The following is a 256-nucleotide window of genomic DNA, read 5'->3' on the forward strand; positions in this document are numbered from 1 at the left end:
TTGTAATGGTGAAGAAGGTAGAGCAAAAACATTGACTGACAATATGAACATAGTGCATCACATTGAGGTACCGGCAACATTATGCGGCTCTTTAAACAGTAATGAGCAAATTGCGCAGGAAAAGATATTGAAGCGCTTTGTTTATCACCATCCGGTTTTCAACCAGCAATCGATAGAGGCACAGGCACGACGCGACGAAATTAATGGCCTATCTCGAACTTGGTTCTGTGGTGCATATTGGTATAACGGCTTCCAC

General features: G+C 43.0%; 1 pseudogene. It reads left to right on the top strand.

Annotated elements, in window-relative coordinates:
• Nucleotides 1-43 precede the first annotated feature (43 nt).
• Nucleotides 44-256 (top strand): annotated as a pseudogene (locus tag AYW76_RS19465) (FAD-dependent oxidoreductase); the annotation flags it as partial.

The organism is Marinomonas gallaica, from assembly GCF_001639745.1.
Classification (GTDB): domain Bacteria; phylum Pseudomonadota; class Gammaproteobacteria; order Pseudomonadales; family Marinomonadaceae; genus Marinomonas; species Marinomonas gallaica.